This is a genomic window from Chryseobacterium sp. c4a, from assembly GCF_009900745.1.
GTDB lineage: Bacteria > Bacteroidota > Bacteroidia > Flavobacteriales > Weeksellaceae > Chryseobacterium.
Genome location: NZ_WXVU01000056.1, coordinates 1 through 503, shown reverse-complemented (window position 1 = coordinate 503; position 503 = coordinate 1). Strand labels below are relative to the sequence as shown.

Annotated in this window: 2 rRNA genes; both read left to right on the top strand. The window is 38.6% G+C overall.

What is annotated here, in order from left to right:
• Window positions 1-99 (top strand): 23S ribosomal RNA (locus tag GTR01_RS24465); the annotation flags it as partial.
• A 173-nt stretch (window positions 100-272) separates the two neighbouring features.
• Window positions 273-380: ribosomal RNA gene (rrf, locus tag GTR01_RS24460) — 5S ribosomal RNA — on the top strand.
• The last annotated feature ends 123 nt before the right edge of the window (window positions 381-503 follow it).

The window sequence follows — 503 nt, the reverse complement described above, 5'->3', positions numbered from 1 at the left end:
TTTTAAGGGTCGTTGTAGATGACGACGTTGATAGGCTATAGGTGTAAAGACAGTAATGTCATAGCCAAGTAGTACTAATTACCCGTAGATTTATAGCCTATGGTTGCTATATCTAAAATTATAATATAAATAGACAAGTACTTTATGCGCAGTAAAGGTTTTGTCTTTGTGAAAGTTTTTATCGCTTAAAAACGCAATTGGCATAAAGCATTTAGCGATTGGCAAAAGAGCCAAAAGCTAGCAGCAAAAAGCCAGATGCTATATACAACCTTTAGGGTGGTTTTAGCGGTGGGGCTCACCTGTTCCCATTCCGAACACAGAAGTTAAGCCCACCAGCGCCGATGGTACTGCTAACGCGGGAGAGTAGGCCGCCGCCAGTTTTTATTTTATTTTTAAAAATCCTTTATCGAAAGATAGAGGATTTTTTTTTGCTTTATACTTTAGGGAGAGTACACCACCAACCACCATCTATTCCTTATCATTATTCTATTATCGTTATTCCC